Here is a 15,793-nt window from a genome sequence, read left to right on the forward strand (position 1 = left end):
TAAAGCTTAAGGGGGGCTTAAATTTTGTTAGGGTTTTGAGTTATTCCATTGCCGTGCTATATAAACCTTATCTAACCTTATCTCTGTGGATGTACGCAGATTTCAAAGTGTGTTAATCAAAGAGAGTTGATGCGTAAAAAGTCTTGTGGTGTTTAGATAAACGGGCTGGGTTTGGGGGTTTATGTAAGGGGACCCCCTTCCCTCAATAAAGGCTATTTACATTTAACGGGTTTGCAAGGACCCAAATCACCGATCAAGGACTCTCCAAAGTGGTGTGCATAAAACTTGCGGGTTCTTTCAAATGCGCGTTCTAAATCATCCGCATCGCCCTCAAGCCCAAAATAAGGGTAATGGTGCAAATATTCCCCAAAAAGAAACAAACAATCTTGGGTGTAGGCACGCGTGTCTAGGATGTGCATGTGCCAGTATTCATCCAATTTTTCATTGGGTGCAAAATCTACATCCGGATAACAAATTTGCAAGGCTAACCACCCCTTATAAAGAGAACAAAGATGGCTGACCTCCTCCTTGCTCCATCCATAATGATCCACTAACTTTGCATTGAGCTTGTCAAAGTTAACGCTGTTTACAAGGCTCAACGTGTTATCCATCACACTGGTCGCTACGAAATCCTCGTTTTGGGGGAGACTCATCTGCCGATCACCATGGGGGTGCATTACAGAAACACTAACCATGAAAACCCTTCTAAAATGGATTTCCTAACCTACCGCAAGCATCCAAGAGAGAAAAAATCTCTTAGGATAACTTAGGATAACATTAAAATAAAAAATAATTTTGAAGTTACATAGGTGAGAATATTTTTGTAGGCCTTGAAAGCTTAATTTTTTCTTAAAAAATGTAAAGTTGTTCGATTTTAGATGGTTTGCACTTTAAGCCCATTTCAAGTAGGGTGGGGCGTGCTGATAACCTCCACTTGGTCAAGGGGCCAAGCCCGTATCCCAATGTGAGGAAGGCTAAGGGGGGGTGGTGGCGCACCACTTGGCATTTTTGTCTTGCGCTCGGCCGTTAAAAGAGTGGATAATAGCGGTGTTGTGCGCTCTGTGTTTTTCTTTTGCCTAGACAAGTTCTTTTTGAGTTGTCAATCTAAATCATCCCCACAGTTTATAACACAGACCCGCAACCCCCAAAACTACGCGCCCTCTATGCAAGGCGTGCACCATTGCCTAAAGCCGCCCCGCAACTCCTCACCACTTCTAACTAAAAACGCGCGCCCAAACCCCCATCCCCCATCTTTCACAAATCCTCCTAATTTGCCTCACTTTTCCCACGCTCTAAATTTTGCTAAAATATCCCTTTTGGAGTTTCCCATGTACTACCTACACAACACCCTTTTTACCCCCTACACCCTAGAGCAAGAACTCCCTAAACTCTATCACTTTGAGCAAACAAAAGAGCAGGCTAGAGAAGTCTTAGAGCAGATGCGCGCGCTCAAGCTAGATGAGATCAAAAATAGCAATGAACACCAGTTTGAAGATCACTTCATCGCCAAAATCTTAGAACTCTTAGGTTGGGAATACCTGCGCCAAGAAGAAAAGATAATCTATGGCAAGCTAGAAAAGCCAGATTTTTTACTCTTTGCTACCCCCAAGCTCAAACAAGATTACCAAGCCCTGAGTAAAGAAGAACGCTATGCGAGCAATGAATTTTTTAGCGTGATCTGTGAGAGCAAGGCCTATAGTGTAGAGGTGGATAATAAAAAAATCGCGCACAACCCCCATTACCAGCTCTTAGGCTATCTCAACGCGTTGCGGCACAATTATGGCTTTTTGACCAATGGGCGGGTGTGGCGTTTCTATGATGCCAGTAAGCCTGTGATGCAAAAGGCCTTTTTTGAAGTCCATTTAGAAAAGATTTTAGAGCGCGCAGACATAGAGGCCTTTTTATATTTTTACCATCTCTTCAGAGCGGCCAATTTTGCCCCCGCTCAAGATACGCCCAGTATCCACACCGCTTTAAGTGCCAATGAAAGCACCAAAATCGCCCTAGAAGAAGATTTACACCGCCTCATTTATGGCACGGATGGGCAAGAATCGCTCTTTGAGACCATCGGGGCGGCTTTATACGCGCGCCACCCCCAAGAGCCCTTAAAAGACATCTATGAAAACACGCTCTATTTTGTCTTTAAGCTCCTCTTTATCGCCTACTTTGAAGACAAGTTTGAAGAGAACCTTAAAGAACACCGCGGGTTTGCGCAATACTTAAGCGTGCGCCATCTCTTAGCCACACTGCAAGAACACCCCAAAACCTACTATGGCATGGGCAGGCTTGAAGAGATTTTTCACACCTACAATCAGGGCAATGAAAATTACGCCATGCCCATCTTTAATGGCGGGCTGTTTGAGCCTAGCAAAACCCCCCTTTTTAAAGCCGGCAAAATCTTAAGCGACGCGCTTTTAAAGCAGATTTTAACCCAGCTTTTCACTTATGAGAATTGCAGGCGCGGGTATGCGACTTTAAGCGTGGTGCATTTGGGGCGCATTTATGAAAACCTGCTTTCTTACCGCTTTGCCATCGCGCATGAAGAGCTCTTTTATTGCACCACTCTAAAGAGCGAGGGCTATTATGATGGCTATGACAAACAAAAGCTAGAGGCTAAAGAAAAGATCAAGCAAGTCCAGCGCTACACTAAGGGACAAATTTATTTAAAAAACACCTCCAACTCGCGCAAGTCCAGCGGGAGCTTTTACACCCCAGAGAGCATTACGCAGGTTTTAGTGAGAGAAGCGCTCGAGGGCCTCAATGCGCAAAACATCTTGAGCTTTAAGATTTTAGATAATGCTTGTGGCTCCGGGGCCTTTTTGATTGAAGCCTTGCACCAAGCCAGCCAAAAGGCGCTTGAGTTACAAAACGATCAATTACAAACCCTGCTCGAGCAAGAAAAGGCGCTCATAGAGGCCCAGGCGCAAAATTACTTAGAAAGCTACCGGGTCGATGAACTCGATGTTTTAAAAAGGCTATTGCTTAAACGGCTCATCTATGGCGTGGATAAAAACCCCTTTAGTGTGGAGCTGGCCAAACTCTCGCTCTGGATTGATAGCTTTATCTTTGGCACGCCCTTGAGTTTTTTAGAGCACCATATCAAATGTGGCGACGCACTGATGGGCTTGAGTCTCAAAGATTTTAAAGCCCCGCTGATCAAAAAGGGCGGTTTGTTTTTAAACGCCTTTATAGAAAAAATCAACGCCCTGCAAAAAAGCTTAAGCAAGATCGCCACAATCCCAGACACCACCAAAGCACAAGTCCAAGAATCCAAACAGACCTACAAAAAAGCCCAAGAGGCACTAGAGCAACTCAATGTCTATCTGCACCTCTACACCGCCAAAGACTTTTTGAGTCGCGAGCAACTAGCTTTGCTTAAAGATTTGCAAGAGGGGTCGCTAGAGGATTTGAGCCAAGAAAAATACGCTTCCCTAAAAGCGCGCGCGCTAGAACTCGCTGAGGAGTTCAAATTTTTCAATTACGAAATTGAGTTTCCTGAACTTGTTGGAGACGAGGGAAACTTTAGCGGCTTTGATGCCATCATCACTAACCCCCCATGGGAAAAGACGAAATTTGATGAAAGCGAGTTTTTTAGCAGCTTTAGGAGCAATTACCGCAGCTTGCCCCTTGTAGAGAAGCAAGATTTACAAACAAACCTCCTAGCCCAGCCTCACATTAAAAAAGAGTTTGACACAGAACAAGCCCAAATCCAAACCACCAATGCCTATTACAAAGCCCATTACCCCTACAGCCGGGGGGCAGGCGATGGCAATCTCTTTAGATTTTTTGTAGAGAAAAATAGCTCTTTGCTCGCGCCTAATGCTAGGCTAGCTCTAGTGATCCCCAGCGCGCTGATGCTTGAGGAGGGCTCTTTGAGCTTAAGAAAGCATTTGTTAGAACATCTGCGCGTGGAGTTTTTCTATAGCTTTGAGAACCGCCAAAATATTTTTAAAAATGTGCATCGCTGCTATAAGTTCGCTCTGCTAGCCTTACGCAAGGCTGAGCCGGCTACTGAGCTTAAAGCCCTTTTTTATTTAGAGCACCCTAAAGAGATTGACAACCCCCTTTCAATCTCTCTTAAAAGCGTGTTAAACAGCCCCAAATGCGCCCTTAAAGAAGTGCGCGGCCAAATGGATTTAGAGATTTTAGAGCATTGCGCTTCTAAGTTTGCACGCCTTAATGAGGGGTGGATCAATTTTAGGGCTGAGCTACATATGACAGCTGATAAAAAATTGTTTAAGCCCATAGACGCGCGCGCGCAAACTCAAGAGACTTTGTCTTTGCTAGAGGGCAAGCACATCCACCAATTCAACGCAGAGTTTGCCCACCCGCGCTACTGCGTGGAGCTAGAGGCGTTGCAAGAGAGACTAAAAAGCAGAGAAGAACGCCGCGCTCAAAAAGGGGGCTATAGCGGCAAAATTGCCTATGAGTATGCCTATTGGAGGTTGGGCTATAGAGGGATTGCACGCGATACTGATGAAAGAAGCTTGATTGTGAGTTTATTGCCTAGAGGTTGTGCTGTGGGCAATAGTATTTATGTGAGCATACCTAAGTTTTATACCCCAGAGGGCATACTAGAAGTGCCCCCTTTGCAAACCCTCTTTGCTTTAGGGCTGTTAAATTCGTTGGTAGTGGATTTTTACTTACGCTTGCATACCCAAATGAATATCAATAAAATTTATCTCTATGAGCTTCCCCTGCCCCAGCCCACACCCCAAGAAATCGCCCAAACTCCCCTTTACTTTTCCATCGCGCAAAGCGCGTTAGAATGCCAGCTTTATCACGATCGCGCGGGGCACTTTAAAGAGTTAGCCGCCCTCTTTAGCTCTGGCGCTCTGACTCCCTCTCTTAGCTCTAATACGCTCTGCTTAGATGTCCCTAAAACGCCCAAACTCCTAGACACCAAGCGCGCAAGGCTAGACATTAGCATCGCGCGCGATCTCTATGGCTTGCGCTACGATCAATTTGTGCATTTGCTTAACTCCTTTAAAGTCCTCGCCAAAAAACAACCGGGCTTTGTGGGGCTGTTAAAATCACTGTGGGCAGAGCCTAGCAGCGCGCTAACCTAGTCCAAACAAAGGTGTTTTTGTATTTGGCTAGAAAAGTCATGAAAGCCAAGTGCGCATGGATTGAGGGGCGCTAGATGTGATTAAAAAGCAGCATATGGAGCAAAAAAGAAGTGCCCTTAAATACCAAAATCTTTAGCACCAACTGCCAACCACGCCACGCTTTTAGAATTAGTGTCCGTGGCTTTAGCCGATAGCAGGTGCAGACAACGAAAGGGACACCATTTATTCTTACGCCAAAGAGATGGGCGTGTCCACCCATAAGGTCAATCAACTCAAAGATTGGGTGGTGAAAAACTTTATGCTTTATTAAGAAGCGGTCAAAATGTTGGATTAGGGGGATGGCATGGACGACAAAATGTAAAGATTGAAAGAAATCAAAGCAAGGACCAAAGCCAACAGAAAGAAATATGAAGGCTCAACGGGGCTTGTCTGATGGCTTTGCCGGGTTGCAGCTTCAATCACCGCAGGAATGGCACAGCAAACCATGAAAAATCTTAGCAGTTTCAAAGGCCTAATTGGGGGGTTTGAGTTTTAGCCCCATAACCCTTGGTTTAAGCACATTAGCGGGTATATGGGTATCTTTGGGTCCAATCTACCCCCCCAACCCATCACCCCCTCTAATTGCTCTAAGATGTACTGTTTATGTGCTGTTTATGAAGGGTGTTAAGTGATGCCCTAGGCTGCAACACACCTAGCACCCCTACAACATAACAACGAAAAAGTCTTTTCAATACGCACACACGCCCGCAGAGCAAAGAAACAAAAGGTCATACGAAATCTAGCCAGATGCAGGCTATTGCCCAACAAAGGCGGTTGGCTAGCTTAGGGCTTTTTCTAGTGTGTAAAATACGGGTTTAGGAGTTTTTGCCCCTAAGTAGGTCGCTGAGCCTATCTATGTGGCTACCGAGTTGTTGTAATTCCTTGGCGATTTCCTCCAATTCTTTTTCCACTTTAGATAGGCCCGTTTCCACTTCATCAAAAAGCTCATTAACATCACTGTATTCGTTCATGTTGCACCACCTTTTTAAATTCTTCAAAGACATACAACCCATCGTGAGGGCCGGGACTGGCCTCCGGATGGTGTTGTATAGAAATAATGGGAGCGTTTTTATAGCGCACGCCCTCAATGGTGTGGTCAAACAAATTCTTATGTGTGATTGTGGCGATTTTGGCGATGCTTTCGGGCACACAATAGTTATGGTTTTGTGCGCTCACTTCAATGCGCCCTGTTTGCAGGTTTAGCACGGGGTGGTTGCTGCCGTGATGTCCGAATTTGAGCTTATAAGTGGAGTAGCCATGCGCAATGCTTAAGAGTTGATGTCCTAGACAAATGCCTAATATGGGGATTTGTTCTTCAATGAGTAGGCTAATTTCGCGGATCACGCCTTTTAAATGCAGGGGATCGCCCGGACCATTAGAGAGCAACACGCCCACAATTTCACCCCTTTTATAGGCCTCTATGAGCGTTTGCGCCTTGGTGTCGTGGGCAAAGCATACAGACTTTAGCCCCACTTGGGCTAAGTTGTTTAAGATATTAGTTTTCACGCCTAAATCCAAAACCCCAATCGCGCTTGTGAGTGGGGGGGTTTGGTAGTCTAAGATATTAAAATCAAAAGTGCCTCGTGTGTGGGCCTCTTTACGGCTTAGGGGAGGAATTAGGTATTGCTCGGCAATGCTCTTAGAGGCTTGTAGCAACTTCTTTAACTCCTGTTTGTCTAGCCCGTCCGTGGAGATGATAAGCCCCATCGCCCCCTCATCTCTTAGCATGCCCACCAACGCCCTCGTGTCTAAGCCACTCACACCCAAAACCCCGTGTTGCTGTAAGAATGTGCTTAAAGACTGCCTCGCCCTAAAGTTGGAGTGTAAGCTCGGGGTGTGGCGCACCAAAATGCCCGCACAAAAACTATTGGGAGATTCGCGATCTTGCTCATTGGCCCCCACCACGCCCACTTCAGGCGTGCTAAAGACTATAAACTGCCCTCGATAGCTCGGATCGCTAATAATCTCTTCATACCCACTCATGGCGGTGTTGAAGACCGCCTCGCCGGCCACAACCCCCCTAGCTCCAAAGCTCATTGCCTCTAAGAACAGCCCGTTTTCAAAGTAAAGCGTGGCTTTACTCAGCGTGCCACTCATAGGAAGCCCTTTCGTCTCAGTTCATCCTCATACATGCGCTCAAAGACCAATTCATACTCATCGCTACCGATGGGCAACTTGCGTTTATAATGCTTGATCTTTTCGCCCACCTCAGTTTCCACACTCTCATAAAGCTTAGCGTAGGTGTCTATGGACTTAAAGATCACATTGCGGATGCGGTTCTCCGACACCGAAAACATGATCAAATCCTCGTCCAAGACCTTTTCTAAAATCTTGTGGGAGAGAAAATTGCAGCGATCCTCCCACCCGAGCACAAAGCCCCTTTCAAGGGCGATTTGCTTTTTAATATCCCAAAAAAGTTGCCGTTCATCCATGCGCATAAATTCTATCTCATCTAAGTTTTCCTCGAGCAAATCGCGCACGCGGTTATCGATGGCACTCTCTTGATTGACATGCTCTTGCAACACGCTCTGTGTGATTTGGGTGAGCGTCTCTAAAGACCCTTTGAGCTCCAAAAGGGGGGATTGGACTAAATCTTGGGTGATTTTATTAACAATGTAGCGGACATGGTTAGGTTTTAATCTCATTTGTTGCCCTAGTTCATTTAAGGTTAAGCCGTATTCTAACATAATCTAAGGTAAAGGGCTAGAGAACACCAAAAATAAGGGTGATACTTGGGAATATAATTAACCTTCATGTGCTAGAATACGCTTTTTGATTTTTAAGGGTTGGTATGCAGGCACAACGCTTTTACTTCCTTTTCTCCCTTGCAATCATTGCGATCATTGCCCTGCCTGTGGGAATCGCCAATCTCATTTTGGGCTTTATCTACCACGACTCGCCCTGTATACAATGTTGGGCTGAGCGCCAAAGTATGGTGTATATCGCCTTGGGGGGGTTGTTTATCCTGCGCTATGGGCTTAAGCTTAAATACTTAGGCCTACTTGTGCTTGTTGTGGCAGGCGGGCTTTACCAAAGCTTCTACCACCTAGGCAACCACGCCCTAGAAGATGTTGGGCAGGGCTTTGCTCTAACGATCTTCGGGCTACACACACAGTTTTGGGCAGAGTTTGTTTTTTGGATGGTGCTTTTGATCTTAGGGTTGTTGCTCTTTAAGGCCCCGACCTTAGAGTCCAAAGTCCCCCGTAAACTTACCCCCTCTAATCTGTGGGCCTTTGGCGTTTTTAGCTTCTTGGTGGTCTCTAATATGGTGCAGGCGTTTATCTCCACAGGACCCTTCCCCTACCTAGGGCATGGAGACCCGATCCGCTTTTCGTGGCATTTGGGGCAAAACATTTGGAGCACCAAGAATTGGGAACATATGGGCTTTCCTAGAAGTCTAGGCAGGCGTGTTGTAGATCAGCCCATTTTGGCTGAGAGTAGCCACAAGTTTGACAACGACTATCACAATGCCCCCCTTGAAATCCACAAGAGTCTAAGTTTAATGCAAAGCCAAGTAAGCCCCCTAAAATTAAACGCCCCCATTAGCGATTTAAACTTTTTGGCTACTAAAGAAACCCCTAAAGTCCCCAAAGAAGCTCCCAAGAGCCTCTTGCAAAACCTTGGCATGGATATTTTTGACAAGCACAGCGAAGGGTGCGCCCCAGCTCTAAAGCCCCCGCCCTATACCTTCTTGCCCGAAACCTTCGCCGGCGACAATGCCTTCTTGAAAAACACCTTTTTAATTTCCACGCAAAAAGAAGGGTTGTATGTGGTGGATCAAAAACTGCAAAAAGTCTTAGCCCACCTCGTGCTAGACAAACACTATGCGGTGACCGTGGAGCACTTTGTGGGGGCGAACATGGTTGGCAATTTGATCCGCCTGATGGGGGCGAATAAAAGCAGTGTGGATGTGATCTACAACCCCAAACACCATAACAGCTTTGCCAGCTTTTTAGAAGGGGCGCACCACTTTGATGAATTGGATAGAAACCGCCTACGCACCAGCCGTGCCTCCACTTACTATGTGTTGAGTGCAAGGAGCGATGGCACGCACACCTATATGCTGACCGTACCTAACAAACACTACAAGCAATTGATTTTAGTGGGCATGCTTGATCAAGACTTGGGGCTAAGCTCAGAAGCGGTGGTGCGCCCGCTTAAAACCACCCCTCTTAAAAAAGGGCGCACTCTCGGGGAGTTTTACATCACGGGGCTTGCCTTCTATCAAGGGCGGCTCTTTGCCCTAAGCAAAGCCTACAACGCTTTACTCATCATTAACCCCTACGATGCCACGATCATAGATGCCTATGGGCTGCCCCCTAGCGTGCAAAACCCCACCGCTTTAACTTTTGTGGACAACGCCTTAATCGTGAGTGGTTATGCCAACAAACACGATATTTTTTATACCCTAGACATTTCTAACTTGTCGCTTGCCCTGCCCCCGGCTGAAAAACCCACACTCAAAGCACCCACTTTACAAACGCATGGTTGCTGAGTTTCTCAAATAGGGCGTGTTGTTCTTGCTCGCTTGCCACAACTAAAGAGAGTTGCAAGCTCGTGTATGTACCCTGAGCACTCTTATGCTTGGGGCAGACTTGGTATTTCAAGGGAGCGAGCAGCTCGGGCAAGGTGTCTAAGAACTCTTGGGGCTTATCGGTGATGACGCAATACTCCCACAAACAGGGGTAATTGATGGTGTTTTTATAATCCATGCAAAATCTCCAAAAATTCTTGGGGGATGCGACTAGGCTTTTTTGTGGCTAGATCAATGAAGGCAAGCTTAATCCGTAAGTAAAAGAGTTTTTGCTCTTGTCTAAAAATGTCTTGTTGCAAGCTTATGCCCACTCTTTTGAGCTCTAAAATTTGGGTGCTCACTTGCAAGCAATCGCCCAAGAGGGCGGGGGCGATGAACTCGGCTTGCAAATCCTTCACCACAAACCCGCCTGTGGTGTTTTGTGGAGTGCAGCCCGCTTGAAAAAACACCGCGCTTCTAGCCCGCTCGCAGAACTTCAAATAATTGGCGTGGTAGACCATCCCCGTGCTGTCCGTGTCCTCATAGTAGACCTGAATTTGCATACTCTCCCTTTTAAAATCTTGAATCAAGCCATGCATTGGTAAAGCTATGGTAAACCTTAAACCTTTCATGCTATCATGATAGCTTTTATTTTCAAAATTTGGCTAAGGAGGAAAGATGGAATCTAATTTTTCCAAACTCGGCTTTATCTTAGCGGCTTTGGGCAGTTCGATCGGGCTAGGACACATTTGGCGCTTCCCTTACATGGCGGGCACAAGCGGGGGGGGCGGGTTTGTGCTCTTGTTCTTGATGCTTGCGCTCACAGTGGGGCTAACCATGCTTGTGGCAGAGATGGTGATCGGACAGAGCACCCAAACCGATGTCGCCTCAGCATTCGAGCAACTAAACCCCAAGGGCACTAAAGAGTGGAAGTATGCAGGACTCATGCTCTTTACGGGGCCGGTCATTCTGTCCTTTTATGCGATTGTATTGGGCTGGGTGTTTTACTACCTCGTGGGCGTGAGTTTTACCTTACCTGTCGACATCAACGCCTCCAGAGAAGTACTTGCAGACTTAGAAAACTCTGTAGGTAAGCAAATCGCCGGCTTAGGCTTTACACTCGCCCTCACCGCTTGGATTGTCTCAAGGGGGGTCAAAGACGGGATTGAAAAATTAAACTTCATCTTGATGCCCCTGCTTTTCATCATTTTCTTTGGCCTACTCATTTACGCCAGCACCCAACCCTCTTTTAAGCAAGCAGTCAATTTCATGTTTGGCGTGCGCCTTGCCGACATCAACTCCAAAGTCTTCATGAACGCCTTGGGGCAGGTGTTCTTTGCACTGAGTATTGGCATTGGCATCAACATCTCCTACGCCTCCTCCACCGACTCTAAACAAAACCTCTTGCAAAGTGCCTTTTGGGTGGTCTTGCCCGGGATTGTGATCTCTTTAGTGGCGGGTTTGATGATTTTTACTTTCGTGTTTGAATACGGGGATACCCCCACTGAGGGGGCGGGGCTTATCTTCGTGTCTTTGCCCGTGGTGTTTTATAAAATGGGCTGGATGGGCAGCGTGGTATTCATTTTATTCTTGTGCGCTCTAGCCTTTGCAGGCATCACCTCCACGATCGCGCTACTAGAGCCTCCCGTGCAGTATTTGGTGGATCACAACTACTCCCGCTCCAAAGCGACTTGGCTCGTTACTTTAGCCATCTTTGTGGTGGGCGTGGTCCTTGTCTTTTCTTTAAATAAACTCTACAAGCCCCATTTGAGTCTCTTTAATAAAGACTTGTTTGACTTGGCGGATTTTCTCACCACTTCTGTTCTAATGCCCTTAGGCGGGTTGATGTCTGTGCTCTTTGTGGGCTGGGTCATTGGCAAGAACAAATTGCGCCAAATCACCAGCCACTTTTTGAGCGAGGGTGTTTTTGCCCTTTGGTTATTTCTCTTAAAATTCATTGCTCCCTTGGTCATTTTGATGATTTGGGCAGTCAAAATTATACAAGGGTAGAGATGGGCTTTTCCAAACTCGGCTTTATCCTCGCCACTTTAGGCAGCTCGATCGGTTTGGGGCATATTTGGCGCTTCCCCTACATGGCGGGTGAGTGTGGTGGCGGGGCGTTTGTGCTGCTTTACTTGGGACTCACTTTAACTTTGGGCGTGGCGATGCTTTTAGCTGACATGCTCATTGGCAACTTGGGGCGCAAGGATGTGGTGTCTTGCTACCAACACCTAAACACAAAGCATAAAAAACTTTGGGGACTTAGTGCTCTATTCTTGCTGGGCGGTCCAATCGTTTTGTCTTTTTATACTGTGGTGTTAGGCTGGGTATTATTCTACTTAGTCAAGGTGAGCTTTGCCCTACCCCAAACCCTAGAGAGCTCTAAGGCCTTGTTTGAATATTTGAGTTCTATAGACTTACTTTGGCAGATCGTGGGCTTTAGCGTGTGGTTGTGGCTCACCGTATGGATCGTTTCCAAGGGGATTAAGGAGGGGATCGAAAAGTTGAGCTTGTGGCTCATGCCACTCTTGTTTTTGGTTTTCATTGGTTTACTTTTTTATGCCATGAGCATGCCAAGTTTTTCTAAGGCGTGGCATTACATGTTTGCTTTTGACAGCTCTAAAATCACCCTTGGGGTCTTGATGGACGCTTTAGGGCAAATGTTTTTCTCGTTGAGTTTGGGTGTGGGCACCATCACCACCTACGCTGCCTTCACAAAATCCAATGAAAATCTTTTGGGCAGTTCTCTGTGGGTGGTCTTGCCCGGGATTTTCATCTCTTTGGTGGCGGGGTTGATGATTTTCACCTTTATTTTTAACTTCAACGGCGCGCCCTCTCAGGGTGTGGGGCTGGTCTTCATCTCTTTGCCCTTAGTTTTTTCCCAAATGGGCTTAGTTGGCTCTATTGTGGCGGTGTTTTTCTTTTTGGCCTTGATTTTTGCAGGCATCACCTCTACGGTGTCGCTTTTAGAGCCAGTGGTTCTGTATTTGGTGAGCCACTTCAAGTACAGCCGCACAAGGGCGTGCTCTGTAGTGGGGGGGGTTACCCACCTTTTGGGGCTATTGGTGATTTTGTCCATGCATAAGGATTACAGTAAGGTGTTAACCTTTGGAGGTAAAAATATTTTTGGGTGGGCGGACTTTAGCACTTCAGCGGTCTTGATGCCCCTTGGAGGGTTGTTCTCTCTGCTCTTTTTGGGGTATTTCATGAACAAAAAGCGTGTGTACAAGTCAAGTAAACGCTTTTTGAGCCGTTTTGGGTTTTCATTGTGGTTTTTTGGGGTACGCTTCATCGCGCCCCTGGCTGTACTCTTGATCTTGTTCTTGCAGTTTAAGAAAAATGCGTAAAATTATCTTAGTCCTCGGTTTATTCACCACGCTCAAAGCCGACAACCGCCTAAGTCTCACACAGATCAAAAACAAGGGACTTTCCACCACCACCTACCAAGACTTTTATAAGCCTTGGTATTATGGTTTTAAGAACAGCTGGGAGGTCGCCCCCAGAAAGCCCAAGAAACGCAATGTTTTCGTGGATTTGGCGAAGAAGTACCTAGACATCATAGACTATCGTGGCACTTATTTCATGCCCGCTTACTACAGCTTCACACCCATTTATCAGTGGTACCACCCCGACATCAACCGCTATCAGCCCGTGGAGTTTAAATTCCAAATCAGCTTTAAAATGCCCGTGATCCGCAACTTCCTTTACACAGGGGGGATTTTATACCTCGCTTACACCCAAACGAACTGGTTTCAAATCTATAACAACCCCCAAAGCGCGCCCATGCGCATGGTTAATTACATGCCCGAGCTCATCTATATCTATCCGCTCAAAATCCCCTTTTTCACCGAGAAACTGGGCACTTTCACGGAGTTTTGGATCGGCTGGCAACACATTTCTAATGGCATCGGGGGCAGGCAGTGTTTCCAACCCTATCGCAATGGTAATGCCCTTGGGCCCTTTCCTGGGACACCTGTTCACATTACAGAAGAGGATAAGCAAGTAATTATCCAGGCGGGGGGGCTTGATGGAGGGTGCCGCTCGGTGAGTGCGGGGCAGCGCCCTGTGTTTCACTTGGTGTGGCAAAAGGGCGGGCTAAAAGTCAATGTCGCCTATTGGCCCTACATCCCTTACAATCAATCCAACCCCAACCTCATAGATTATATGGGCTATGGCAATGCTTGGATCAACTACCGCCGGGGCCGCCACCACTTTGAATTGCGTATTTACGATTTATTCACGCGCTATTGGGAGTATAAACGCTGGCATGGGGCGATCCGCTTAAGTTACACCTACCGCATCAACCCCTTCGTGGGGCTTTACATCCAATACTTCAATGGCTACGGAGACGGGCTTTATGAATACGATGTCTTCTCTAACCGCCTAGGGATCGGCATCCGCCTCAACCCCTAGTTTTTAAATAGTCCTTGACATTTTCAATCGTAAGTGCGATCAGCTGTTTGATTGTGTCTCCATAGCCCCACGCAATGTGGGGGGTGAGTAACAGCTTGTCCTGGATCGCGGGATTTAAAAAGGGGTGGCCCGCGCGCATGGGCTCTTGTTCAAGCACATCAGTGGCGTAGTAGAAGTCTTGGGTCTCAAGGGCTTTTGCCACCGCCCCTTCATCGACGATCCCTCCGCGCCCCACATTGATTAAAATAGCCTTTTCTTTTAAGAGCTTCAAGGCTTGGCTGTCTATGAGATTATGCGTTTGGGCATTTAGGGGGGCGTGTATGCTGATCACATCGCTTTGTTTGAGCAGATCCTCTAGGGGCTTTTTAGGGTAGGTGGCATCGTTGTTGCGCCCGCTGGTGGAGGTATAGCTCACCCTTGCGCCAAAGCTTGTCGCAACCTTCGCGACATTTTTACCAATGGTGCCCAGCCCCACAATCCCCCACTCTCTATTTTCTAAGGACATCAAATCCTTGTTAAAGTGGGTGAAAATCTCGCTCTTGCAATACTCCCCACTCTTGCAATATTTGTCGTAATAGGGCATGTTGGAGAGCAGGGTCAAAGCCAAAGCGAAGGTGTGCATGGTAACGCTGTGTGTAGAGTAGCCCACGACATTTTTTACGGCAATGCCCAGCTCCTTAGCCATCTCTAAATCGATCATGTTCATGCCCGTGGCGGTGATGCAAATGCATTTGAGTTTAGGCAACTGTCTTAAAATGTCCGCACCCATCTGCACCTTGTTTAAGATGACAATCTCCGCGTCTTTGCATCTTTCAAGCACCAAATCCTGTGGCGTGCCCGGATAAGACACCACCTCCACAAATTCGTTGAGTGCGTCCAACTTATTCTTGCGCCCTAAAGAAAGGGCTTCTAAAAAAACGGCTAGGGGTTTCATTGGAAAATCACCATGCTAGGGTCAATGTCGTTGCCATAAATGGGTTTTAAAGTCGCATCATAGGCTTGCTTCATGAAGCCCTCCTTTGTGAGTTTATCGATCTCATCATTCAGCCACTCTAAGAGCTCTTTATGCCCCCTTTTGACCGCTGGGGCGATCACATCCTGGTCCCCAAGACTTGGGATACCCACCTTAAATTCGGGGTTCTTTTTCACCCACGCGAATAAAAGTGTATTGTCGTGGGCAAGAGCAGGGGCGCGGTTGTCCTTTAAAGCCAAGAAGGTTTCGGTGTTTTGGTCGTATTTAAGCAGGGAAATCTCGGGGTAGTACTTGGAGAAGTAAAAATCTGCGGTTGTGCCCTTATTTACAATCAAGGGTTTGCCTTTTAAATCCTCAATGCTCTTGATCACCCCATCCTTAGACACCACACCCAAAGCGACTTTCATATAAGGCTTGGCAAAATCCACCACTTCAGCCCGCTCTTTAGTCTTGGTGAAGTTTGCCATGATCACATCCACTTTATTCGCCTTTAAAAACTCCACCCTTGCAGCCGCCTCCACAGGGATAAATTGGATTTTCTTAGAATCGCCCAGTAAATCCTTAGCCATGCGCCTTGCGATATACACATCAAAGCCTTGAAACTGCCCCTTGGCATCCATATACCCAAAGGGGGGTTTGTCGCTAAACACCCCAACTCTTAGCACCCCCCGCTCTTTAATGCTCGCCAAACTGCCCTCATCGGCTTTTGCCTTATGGTTAGAGCACCCCGCAAAGCCCAAGATCGCCACAAAAACAAGGCTAACAATCTTCAACAAGCGCACAACT

13 protein-coding genes are annotated in these 15,793 nt (G+C 46.8%); 5 read left to right on the top strand and 8 right to left on the bottom strand.

Annotated features, from left to right (window positions below):
- Positions 1-212: 212 nt before the first annotated feature.
- Entirely contained in the window at positions 213-695 is a 483-nt protein-coding gene (locus tag AOG36_RS04275) for a glycine-rich domain-containing protein (protein ID WP_128568503.1), read from the bottom strand.
- A 633-nt stretch (positions 696-1,328) separates the two neighbouring features.
- Between AOG36_RS04275 and AOG36_RS04280 the strand changes: the two genes are divergently transcribed.
- Entirely contained in the window at positions 1,329-5,069 is a 3,741-nt protein-coding gene (locus AOG36_RS04280; protein ID WP_053825704.1) for an Eco57I restriction-modification methylase domain-containing protein, read from the top strand.
- Between the two features lie 854 nt (positions 5,070-5,923).
- Here AOG36_RS04280 and AOG36_RS08565 read toward each other — a convergent pair.
- From AOG36_RS08565 to AOG36_RS04290, 3 genes are read right to left on the bottom strand one after another with little or no spacing between them, the layout of a single operon-like run.
- Complete coding sequence (locus AOG36_RS08565; RefSeq protein WP_015106883.1) at positions 5,924-6,079, bottom strand: hypothetical protein; 156 nt, start codon at positions 6,077-6,079, stop codon at positions 5,924-5,926.
- Positions 6,063-7,205, bottom strand: a complete 1,143-nt coding sequence (gene carA, locus AOG36_RS04285) for a glutamine-hydrolyzing carbamoyl-phosphate synthase small subunit (protein ID WP_053825601.1) — start codon at positions 7,203-7,205, stop codon at positions 6,063-6,065. Before carA ends, AOG36_RS08565 begins: the two co-directional genes overlap by 17 nt.
- Entirely contained in the window at positions 7,202-7,753 is a 552-nt protein-coding gene (locus AOG36_RS04290) for a DUF507 family protein (RefSeq protein WP_053825705.1), read from the bottom strand. The genes carA and AOG36_RS04290 overlap by 4 nt, the downstream gene beginning before the upstream one ends.
- A gap of 146 nt (positions 7,754-7,899) precedes the next feature.
- On the opposite strand from AOG36_RS04290, the gene AOG36_RS04295 reads away from it, so the two are divergent.
- Entirely contained in the window at positions 7,900-9,603 is a 1,704-nt protein-coding gene (locus AOG36_RS04295) for a disulfide bond formation protein B (protein WP_015106880.1), read from the top strand.
- On the opposite strand, the gene AOG36_RS04300 is transcribed toward AOG36_RS04295, so the two are convergent.
- Together AOG36_RS04300 and AOG36_RS04305 are read right to left on the bottom strand one after the other, a co-directional pair.
- Entirely contained in the window at positions 9,569-9,820 is a 252-nt protein-coding gene (locus AOG36_RS04300) for an HP0495 family protein (RefSeq protein WP_015106879.1), read from the bottom strand. The two genes, AOG36_RS04295 and AOG36_RS04300, sit on opposite strands and share 35 nt — an antisense overlap.
- Complete coding sequence (locus tag AOG36_RS04305; protein ID WP_129593200.1) at positions 9,810-10,184, bottom strand: YbgC/FadM family acyl-CoA thioesterase; 375 nt, start codon at positions 10,182-10,184, stop codon at positions 9,810-9,812. Before AOG36_RS04305 ends, AOG36_RS04300 begins: the two co-directional genes overlap by 11 nt.
- Before the next feature lie 115 nt (positions 10,185-10,299).
- On the opposite strand from AOG36_RS04305, the gene AOG36_RS04310 reads away from it, so the two are divergent.
- Genes AOG36_RS04310 through AOG36_RS04320 form a run of 3 tightly spaced genes read left to right on the top strand, consistent with a single transcriptional unit; the run spans position 10,300 to position 14,034 of the window.
- The gene (locus tag AOG36_RS04310) at positions 10,300-11,631 is read left to right on the top strand and encodes a sodium-dependent transporter (RefSeq protein ID WP_053825602.1); all 1,332 of its coding nucleotides are present in this window, start codon (positions 10,300-10,302) and stop codon (positions 11,629-11,631) included.
- 2 nt (positions 11,632-11,633) lie between these two features.
- Positions 11,634-12,968 (top strand): sodium-dependent transporter, encoded by a 1,335-nt coding sequence (locus AOG36_RS04315; RefSeq protein WP_015106876.1) that lies wholly within the window; start codon positions 11,634-11,636, stop codon positions 12,966-12,968.
- Entirely contained in the window at positions 12,961-14,034 is a 1,074-nt protein-coding gene (locus tag AOG36_RS04320; protein ID WP_015106873.1) for a phospholipase A, read from the top strand. The genes AOG36_RS04315 and AOG36_RS04320 overlap by 8 nt, the downstream gene beginning before the upstream one ends.
- Here AOG36_RS04320 and AOG36_RS04325 read toward each other — a convergent pair.
- Positions 14,024-14,968 (bottom strand): D-2-hydroxyacid dehydrogenase, encoded by a 945-nt coding sequence (locus AOG36_RS04325; protein ID WP_015106871.1) that lies wholly within the window; start codon positions 14,966-14,968, stop codon positions 14,024-14,026. The genes AOG36_RS04320 and AOG36_RS04325 overlap by 11 nt on opposite strands.
- On the bottom strand, positions 14,965-15,789 hold the full coding sequence (locus AOG36_RS04330; RefSeq protein ID WP_053825603.1) for a cysteine ABC transporter substrate-binding protein: 825 nt from the start codon (positions 15,787-15,789) through the stop codon (positions 14,965-14,967). The genes AOG36_RS04325 and AOG36_RS04330 overlap by 4 nt, the downstream gene beginning before the upstream one ends.
- Between the last annotated feature and the right edge of the window lie 4 nt (positions 15,790-15,793).

The sequence above is a fragment of the Helicobacter heilmannii genome (assembly GCF_001283065.1).
GTDB classification, from domain to species: domain Bacteria; phylum Campylobacterota; class Campylobacteria; order Campylobacterales; family Helicobacteraceae; genus Helicobacter; species Helicobacter heilmannii.